This is a genomic window from Ideonella azotifigens (assembly GCF_006519715.1).
Lineage (GTDB): Bacteria > Pseudomonadota > Gammaproteobacteria > Burkholderiales > Burkholderiaceae_C > Ideonella > Ideonella azotifigens.
The window spans coordinates 1-8150 of record NZ_VIDT01000213.1; the positions used below are offsets into that span (position 1 = coordinate 1).

General features: G+C 68.2%; 9 protein-coding genes. 2 read left to right on the forward strand and 7 right to left on the reverse strand.

Annotated features, from left to right (window positions below; all coding sequences use genetic code 11):
* Positions 1 to 3 precede the first annotated feature (3 nt).
* Complete coding sequence (locus FKP22_RS14350; protein WP_141288168.1) at positions 4 to 1518, forward strand: DHA2 family efflux MFS transporter permease subunit; 1515 nt, start codon at positions 4 to 6, stop codon at positions 1516 to 1518.
* 125 nt (positions 1519 to 1643) lie between these two features.
* Here the strand turns inward: FKP22_RS14350 and FKP22_RS14355 are convergent, their stop codons facing one another.
* The 3 genes from FKP22_RS14355 to FKP22_RS14365 are packed head-to-tail and all read right to left on the reverse strand — an operon-like array spanning position 1644 to position 3304.
* The gene (locus FKP22_RS14355) at positions 1644 to 1847 is read right to left on the reverse strand and encodes a type II toxin-antitoxin system antitoxin (RefSeq protein ID WP_141288160.1); all 204 of its coding nucleotides are present in this window, start codon (positions 1845 to 1847) and stop codon (positions 1644 to 1646) included.
* Positions 1847 to 2365, reverse strand: a complete 519-nt coding sequence (locus tag FKP22_RS14360) for a hypothetical protein (RefSeq protein WP_141288161.1) — start codon at positions 2363 to 2365, stop codon at positions 1847 to 1849. Before FKP22_RS14360 ends, FKP22_RS14355 begins: the two co-directional genes overlap by 1 nt.
* Positions 2366 to 2392: 27 nt before the next feature.
* Positions 2393 to 3304: an SPFH domain-containing protein gene (locus tag FKP22_RS14365; RefSeq protein WP_141288162.1), complete on the reverse strand. Its 912-nt coding sequence runs from the start codon at positions 3302 to 3304 to the stop codon at positions 2393 to 2395.
* Positions 3305 to 3548: 244 nt separating this feature from the next.
* Between FKP22_RS14365 and FKP22_RS14370 the strand changes: the two genes are divergently transcribed.
* Complete coding sequence (locus FKP22_RS14370; protein ID WP_170200907.1) at positions 3549 to 4337, forward strand: GGDEF domain-containing protein; 789 nt, start codon at positions 3549 to 3551, stop codon at positions 4335 to 4337.
* Positions 4338 to 4396: 59 nt separating this feature from the next.
* Here the strand turns inward: FKP22_RS14370 and FKP22_RS14375 are convergent, their stop codons facing one another.
* From FKP22_RS14375 to FKP22_RS14390, 4 genes are all read right to left on the reverse strand, one after another.
* Entirely contained in the window at positions 4397 to 5170 is a 774-nt protein-coding gene (locus FKP22_RS14375) for an oxygen-binding di-iron domain-containing protein (RefSeq protein WP_141288164.1), read from the reverse strand.
* Positions 5171 to 5254: 84 nt separating this feature from the next.
* Entirely contained in the window at positions 5255 to 6208 is a 954-nt protein-coding gene (gene miaA, locus FKP22_RS14380; protein ID WP_141288165.1) for a tRNA (adenosine(37)-N6)-dimethylallyltransferase MiaA, read from the reverse strand.
* Positions 6205 to 7458, reverse strand: coding sequence for a multidrug effflux MFS transporter (locus tag FKP22_RS14385; protein ID WP_141288166.1), 1254 nt, complete (start codon positions 7456 to 7458; stop codon positions 6205 to 6207). The genes miaA and FKP22_RS14385 overlap by 4 nt, the downstream gene beginning before the upstream one ends.
* A partial coding sequence (locus tag FKP22_RS14390; RefSeq protein ID WP_141288167.1) for a pseudouridine synthase occupies positions 7445 to 8150 on the reverse strand: 706 nt, incomplete at its 5' end. The genes FKP22_RS14385 and FKP22_RS14390, both read right to left, overlap by 14 nt.

Sequence of the window (8150 nt, forward strand, 5' to 3'; positions counted from 1 at the left end):
CCTTTGCTGCTGGGCACGATCTCGCTGTCGCTGGCCACGTTCATGAACGTGCTGGACTCGTCCATCGCCAACGTGTCGATCCCGGCGATTGCCGGCGACGTGGGCGTGAGCCCCAACCAGGGCACCTGGGTCATCACCAGCTTCGGCGTGGCCAATGCGATTTCGGTGCCGCTCACCGGCTGGCTCACCCAGCGCTTCGGCGCGGTGAAGCTGTTCACGATGAGCGTGCTGCTGTTCGTGCTGACCAGCTGGCTGTGCGGCTTCGCGACCTCGCTGGAAATGCTGGTGGTCTGCCGCGTGGCCCAGGGCCTGGTGGCCGGGCCGATGATCCCGCTGTCGCAAACCCTGCTGCTGTCCAGCTATCCGCGGGCCAAGGCTGGCATGGCGCTGGCGTTATGGGGCGTGACGACGCTGGTCGCGCCGGTGGTGGGCCCGCTGCTGGGCGGCTGGATCACCGACAACGTTTCCTGGCCGTGGATCTTCTACATCAACGTGCCTGTCGGCCTGCTGGCCGCGGGCATCACCTGGTGGATCTACCGCGACCGTGAAACCACGATCCGCAAGTTGCCGATCGACACCGTCGGCCTGACGCTGCTGGTGCTGTGGGTGGGCTCGCTGCAGCTGATGCTGGACAAGGGCAAGGAACTGGACTGGTTTGCCTCCAACCAGATCGTGATCCTGGCGCTGGTCGCGGGCATCTCGTTCGCCGTCTTCCTGGTGTGGGAGCTGACCGAGAAACACCCGGTGGTCGACCTGCGGCTGTTCAAGGGACGCAACTTCGCGTTTGGCGCGTTGGCGCTGTCGGTGGCTTACGGCCTGTTCTTCGGCAACGTGGTGCTGATGCCGCTGTGGCTGCAGCAATGGATGGGTTACACGGCGACCAGTGCGGGCCTGGCGCTGGCGCCGGTGGGCTTGTTCGCCATTCTGCTGACGCCGCTGGTGGGCAAGAAGGTCAGTGAATGGGACCCAAGGAAAATGGCCACAGGGGCCTTCATCGTCTTCGCGCTGGTGCTGTGGATGCGCTCGCATTTCACACCGCAGACCGACTTCATGCAGATCCTTGTGCCCACGGTGATCCAGGGCGCGGCGATGGCGTTTTTCTTCATTCCGCTGACGACGCTGACGCTGTCTGGCCTGCCGCCGGAACGCATTCCTGCCGCGGCCGGCCTGAGCAACTTCGTGCGCATCACTGCGGGTGCGATGGGCACCTCCATCGCCACGACGCTGTGGGAGAGCCGCGCGGCTTTGCACCACGCGCACCTGACCGAGCCGATGACCGGCCAGCAGGACGCCCTGAGTGGCGCGCTGACCGGGTTGAACCAGGCGGGCCTGACGACCGACCAGGCGCTGATCCAGATCAACCGGCTGATCGACGTGCAGGCCTTCACCCGCGCGGCCGACGACATCTTCATCGGCTCGGCCGTGCTGTTCGTGCTGCTGATCGGCCTGATCTGGCTGACCAAACGCCCCGCGCCGCATGCCGGTGGCACACCGGCCGACGCGGGTGGTGCGCATTGATGGGGCACTCGGTGCCGCGAGTACGCAGCACCACCCGCCGAGCGGGTTGAGCCGCCACCTTGGGACGGCCCGGCGGTGGTGGCTCTGCGTCGCGTGAGGTGATCGACCAAAGCGGCCGGCGAGCTTCAGTCCTGGCTGGCCGCTTCTTCTTTGGGCCCGTCCGCCGCGGGTGGTGCGGGCAGGCGCCCACGCCTGGCCAGCGCCTCGCGCAGCAGGTACTCGACCTGTGCATTCGCGCTGCGCAACTCCTGCGCCGCAAGCCGCTCGATCTCGGCCCACAGCGCAGGGTCGATGCGCAGCGGGTAGCTCTTCTTGCCCGGACTGGCCATCAGCGGCCCGTCCCCGGCCTGTTGCCCAGGCGGGGTGCCAGCAGGTTGACGAGGGCCGCTGGCTCGCTGCAGCCGATGCGCACGGTGCGCCCGTCGCTTAGCGTGAGCTGCACTGCTTGCAGGCCGCGCAGGTTGTAGAGCATGCCGTTGCGCGTTGCGCGGATGCCCCAGCCTTCTGTCCAGCGGGTGCGGGTTGGCGCCACGCGCTGGATGTCGGCCAGCAGCACCTGGCCGCGCGGCCAGCCCATCCAGCCGAAGGACCAGCGTAGGCGCTCGGCGTTGAGCGACACGCTGAAGCGGCCAAAGGTCAGCAGCAGCCCGGCCTGCACCGCGACGATCAGCGCGTAGACCGGCAAGGTGTCGTGCCATTGGCCGCCGCTGCGCAGGTCGGCCAGGATCGCCAGTGGCAGGCCCAGGCCCAGTGCCAGCAGCAGGCCCAGCAGCGGCAGGCTGGCGTACTGGCGTTCGAGGTAGATCTCGTCGAGCGGCGAGCTGGATGGCGAAGCGGTGTCTTGCATGCGGTGGTACATGGCAGGCCTTGCGCGTCAGTTGTACAGCGTGCCGGTGTTGATGATGGGCTGGGTGTCCTTGTCGGCGCACAGCACCACCAGCAGGTTGCTGACCATCGCCGCCTTGCGTTCGTCGTCCAGCACCACGATGTCGCGCTCGGACAGGCCGCGCAGCGCGGCTTCCACCATGCTGACCGCGCCCAGCACGATCTGCGTGCGCGCGCCGACGATGGCCTCGGCCTGCTGGCGGCGCAGCATCACCTGGGCGATTTCCGGTGCGTAGGCCAGGTGGGTCAGCTTGGCGTCCAGCGCCTCCACACCAGCTGCGCCAAAGCGCGCCTGGAGTTCCGTCTTCAAGGCATGGGCCACTTCGTCGATGCTGCCGCGCAGCGTCGTTTCCGCGGCTGCAGCCTGGGTGGCCGCGCTGTCGGTCGGATCGCTGGTGTGGTCATAGGCGTATTGCGAGGCGAGGTGGCGCAGCGCGGTTTCGGCCTGAACCTTCACGTACAACTCGAAATCATCGACCTCGAACACCGCCTGCGCGGTGTCGCGCACCCGCCAGACCACGGCCGCGCCGATCTCCACCGGGTTGCCGCGCTTGTCGTTGACCTTCAGCGTTGGCGCATTGAAGTTGCGAGCGCGCAGCGAGACGCTGCGGCCGGCGAACAGCGGGTTGGCCCAGCGCAGGCCTTCGGCCCTGTCGGTGCCGCGGTACTGGCCGAACAGCGTCAGGATGCGCGCGGTGTTGGGCTGGAGCATGTACAGGCCGGCTAGCGTGATGACTCCGCTGAGCACCAGCAGCACACCCAGCAGGATGCTGGCGACCAGCGGCAGCACCTGCAGCACCAGCGACAGCGCGCCGGCCAGGATCAGCGCCAGCGCGGCGGCGATCATCGCGTAGCCGTTGAGCGAATGGAACGGATTTTCCGTGCGGGCGGGGGTCTGCATGAGGTTTCCTCGGCGGCCAACGGCCAGAAATCAAAGTGATATCACTTTAATCTCAGATCGCCTGACCGGTCAAGCGCACGCACCCGCGCCTGTGAAGCCGGCTGCGGCGTGAGTGAAATTCCGGGTTGCTTTACCCATTTCCTCACGTTGTCAACACTGAAGGAAACGCACATCGCAGCCGAAATGTGTTGGAATAATTACTGACATTTTTTGTCCTTCTGGCATGGCCTCAACCGACCTCGACATGGATTGGGCACACCGGCTCTCACGCGCCGTCACCCGCATGGGCTTGCGCTCCGCCTGGCTGTTTCAGCTCGGCGTGGCCTTGTGTGTAGGCGCGTTTGTCGCGGCCGTGCTGATGTGGATGGACCACGCTTCGTGGCCTGCCGCGCTGGCCGGCGCCGCGATCGCGCTGGTGCCCGCGCTGCTGACTGGCGGCGTGGCGCTGAACCTGGCCAGCGCGCTGGCGCAATCCACCCAGCAGCGGCAAATGCTGTGCGTGGACGATGAACTGACCGGTGTCAGCAACCGCCGCCAGTTCCTGCGCCTGGCCGACCGCGAATGGGCCCGCTGCCGCCGCTACGGCGACGACGGCGCGCTGCTGCTGATCGACACCGACCACCTGCGCCGTATCAACGACAACCTCGGCCAGCGCTGTGGCGACGCGATCCTGCTCGAAGTCACCCGCCGCGTCAGCGCCACGCTGCGCCAGTCTGACGTGCTGGCCCGCTTCGGTGGCGCCGAACTGGCCGTCTTTCTGCCTCACACCGACCCGCTGGGTGCGCTGGACGCAGCCGAGCGCATTCGCCAGCAGGTGGCCGCAACGCCTTTCCGCTGGGACAAGGCGCATGTGGTGGCCACCGTCAGCGTGGGCGTGGCCCATGTGCACGCTGGCCAACTGGCGCTGGACGGTCTGATCCAGGAAGCCGAAGCGGCGCTGCGCACCGCCAAGGACGCCGGCCGCAACTGCGTGCGCGCTGCGCCCATCCTGCCGCGCCAGAGCGACCCGTCGCGCTCGGTCACGCCATCCTGATCGCGCATTGACGCCCCATGACAAAGCGGCCTGCAGGCCGCTTTGTCATCTCCGCTTTCCTACGCAGGGACCTGGTAGTGCCGCGGCCCCATCAGGTCGATGCCGCACTGCAGCTCGCGCACCCAGGCGATGAATTCGCCGATGGCCGGGCCGGTCAGTGGCGCTCCGTGCTGCGGCACCAGCATCTGGATGTCCAGCGGGCTGACCATGTCGGCCCAAAGCCTGAGGACCTTGTTCGAGACCATGTAGCGGCGGTGAAAGGCCTCCATGCGTGGCAACAGCGTGGCCAGCGACGAGACGGGCGTCCTGGCGATCTCGCCACTCACCATCGAGACGCCCAGGTCCCCCGAGAACAGGATCTTGCTGACCGGGTCATAGAACTGGAAATTGCCCTCGGCGTGCAGGAAGTGCGCCGGCAGCGCGATCAGGTCATGCCTGCCGATGCGGATGCGCATGCCAGGGTCCGGAATGCCGACGATGCGGCCTATCGTCTTGCCGGGCTTGCAGAAGTGCGGAATGAAGCGCTCCCACACCGTGGACACGTAGATCTTGGCGTTGGGCGTGGAAGTGGTCCAGCGGTCCAGCGATGCGACGATGTCCGGGTCGGCATGGGAGGCCAGGATGGCCGAGAGCTTGTGCGGCGGGAAATGCCGCGTCATCGTCAGATACAGCTCGGAGTAGGCCAGGTTGCCCCCCGGATCGATGATGGCGCCCGTCCCGTCGTCGACGATGAGGAACTGGTTGGACTGAACCGCCTCTCCGCCGGATTCGTCGGCCAGGTCGGAAAACATCAGGCACTGGTGGCCCGGCGATTGGTGAAGGATGACGGGCATGCTGCCATGCTAGGGGGCCGCGCCAGCTCGTCGTTTGATACTCCGCAAGCGCGGGCGCTGTGGGCCGTTCAATCCGGCCTAGAGTCAGCGCGCCTGGATCGCCTGCAGCACTTGCCTGCGCACCTCGTCGGCGGGATCCCCTCCGTCGCAGGCCACCACCTGCCGGGCCATGCTGCGCAGCCATGTGAGTTGCCGCTTGGCCAACTGGCGCGTCGCGGCCACGCCGCGGGCCATCAGGTCATCGTGCAGGGCCTGGCCTGACAACCCGGCGTCCAGCGCTTCCCAGGCTTGGCGGTAGCCCACGCAGCGGATGGACGGCAAGCCTGGATGCAGCCCGCCGCGCGCGCGCAGTGCCTGCACTTCGGCAAGGAAGCCCTGCGCCAGCATCGCTTCGAAGCGCAGCGCAATGCGCTCGTGCAGCCAGGCGCGTGACAGCGGCTCCAGCGCAATCAACAGGTGCCGAGCCGGTGCAGCGGGCGTCTCGGCGCGCGAGTGGAAGCTTGAGAGCGGCTGGCCCGTGAGGTGCCAGACCTCCAGCGCACGCTGCACGCGTTGCGCATCCGCTGGCGCAAGCCGCGCCGCGCTCACCGGGTCCACCTCGGCCAGCCTGGCATGCATGGCCGGCCAGCCCAGGCGGGCGGCTTCGGCGTCCAGTTCAGCGCGCAAGCTGGCATCGCCTTGCGGCAATTCATCCAGCCCGTCGACCAGTGCCTTGAAGTACAGCATGGTGCCGCCGACCAGCAGTGGCAGCCGGCCGCGTGCCTGGATCTCGGCGATCAGCGTCTTCGCGTCGCGCGCGAACTGCGCGGCCGAGTAGGCCTGCTCGGGTTCGATGATGTCGATCAGGTGATGCGGCACCAGCGCCTGCTCGGCGGCGCTGGGCTTGGCGGTGCCGATGTCCATGCCGCGGTAGACCAGCGCCGAATCGACGCTGGTGATCTCGACCGGCAGCGCCTGTGCCAGCGCCAGCGCGGCGGCGGTCTTGCCCGAGGCGGTCGGCCCGGCCAGGCCGATCCAGTCCAGCGCGTTCCGGTTCATGCGGCGGCGATGCGCCTGGGTTCGCCATGCCAGCGCACCAGCGTGAAAGCCACGCCGATGACCGCCAGCGAAGCCAGCGCCAGGCCGATGGCCAGCGGTGCCAACTGGCCGTTCATCGCGCGGCCCATGCCCAGGCCGATGGCAAACGCCACCAGTGCCAGGATGCAGCCGGACAAGGCCGAGGCGAGACCGGCGGCTTGCGGAAACGCGCCGACCGCGCCGGCCTGGCCACAAGGCTGGTGAATGCCATGGCCGAACACGTACAGCCAATGCGCCACCAGCACGCCGGCCAGCGGCGGCTGCGCCGGGCTGGCGCAGGCCAGCATCAGCAACCCGCCAGCCAGCGACATCACGCCACCGATGCGCACCGCACCCGCCAGCCCGCGCCACGGCACCAGTCGCCTGCAGGCCAGCGTGCCCAGCATGTACGAGCCGGAGGCCGAGGCCATCACCAGCCCGTAGGCCCAGGGTGCCAGCCCCAGTGTGCCAATGTAGACAAACGGCGAGCCGGCCAGCAGCACGATCAGCCCGCCGTAGGTGGTCGAGATCAGCGCGGTCCAGGCACGGAAACCGGGGTGCCGCAGCACTTCGGCAGTGGTGCGCGCCAGCGGTCCGGCGTTGAGCGCCTGCAGGTTGCGACTGGGCAGGCTTTCCGGCAGCGTGCGCCAGACGAACAGCAGCGTCAACGCACCGCCCAGCGCCACCGCGGCCATCGCTGCGCGCCAGCCCAGGCTGGCTGCCAGCATGCCGCCTAGCACCGGGCCCAGCATCGCGATGACACCCAGCCCGAACAGCCCGCGCGACATGACCTGCGCGCCTTCGAAAGGCTCGTAAAGGTCGCGCACCATCGCCCGGGCGCAAACAACCGAGGCCGCCATGCCCACGCCTTGTACCGCGCGCAGCAAGATCAGCGTCGCCATGTCCGGTGCCAGCGCCACGCCCACGCCAGCCAGTGCATGAAGGAACAGCCCACCGAGCAGCACCGGGCGGCGGCCGAAACGGTCCGACAGCGGCCCCATCAGCAGCTGCGCCAGCCCGAAGCTGAGCAGCAGCGCGGACATCGTCAGCTGCGCGGCCGCCATGCCGGCGCCCAGCGCGTGGCGAAGCAAGGGCAACGCGGGCAGGTACAGGTCGGTCGTGAGGGGCTGCAGGCCCAGCAGCAGCGACAGCGCCAGCGCAAGCTGCGCTTCGGTCAGGCGCGGTGCCGGCACCGCGGCAGGCAACGCGGTGCTCGTGTCAGAAACGCTCATCTTCGCGCAGGTAGCGCCACTGGCCCGCAGGCAGCTTGCCCAGCACCACGCTGCCGATGCGCACGCGCTTGAGTGCCGTCACCTTCAGGCCCACCAGCTCGCACATGCGGCGGATCTGGCGTTTGCGGCCCTCGCGCAGCACAAAGCGCAGCTGGTCCTCATTGGCCCAGCTCACCTTGGCCGGCTTCAGCTCGACATCGTCCAGCCACAGGCCGTGGTTGAGCTTTTCCAGGTTTTCCGGTGGGAACGGGCCTTCGCCCATCGGTTCGACCCGCACCAGGTATTCCTTCTCGACCAGCGAGTGCTCGCCAATCAGGTGCTTGGCCACGCGGCCGTCCTGGGTCAGCACCAGCAGGCCGGTGGAGTCGATGTCCAGCCGGCCGGCGGGTGCCAGGCCACGGGCGTGGCCAGCGTGGAAGGGCTTCTGGGTCGGGTCTTCTTCCCAGTGGTTGGCGGCGGTGACCAGCACGACCGCCGGCTCATAGCCGTCTTCGGCCTGGCCGCTGACGTAACCGATGGGCTTGTTGATCAGCACCGTGATGCGCTTGGCCTGCTGGGTGTGCGCGGCCGGGTCGATCTCGATGCGGGCATTGGGCTTCACGCGCTGGCCGAGCACGGCCATTTCGCCGTCCACCTTGACCCAGCCCGCGTCGATCCAGTCGTCCGCCTCGCGGCGGGAGGCGAGGCCGCGG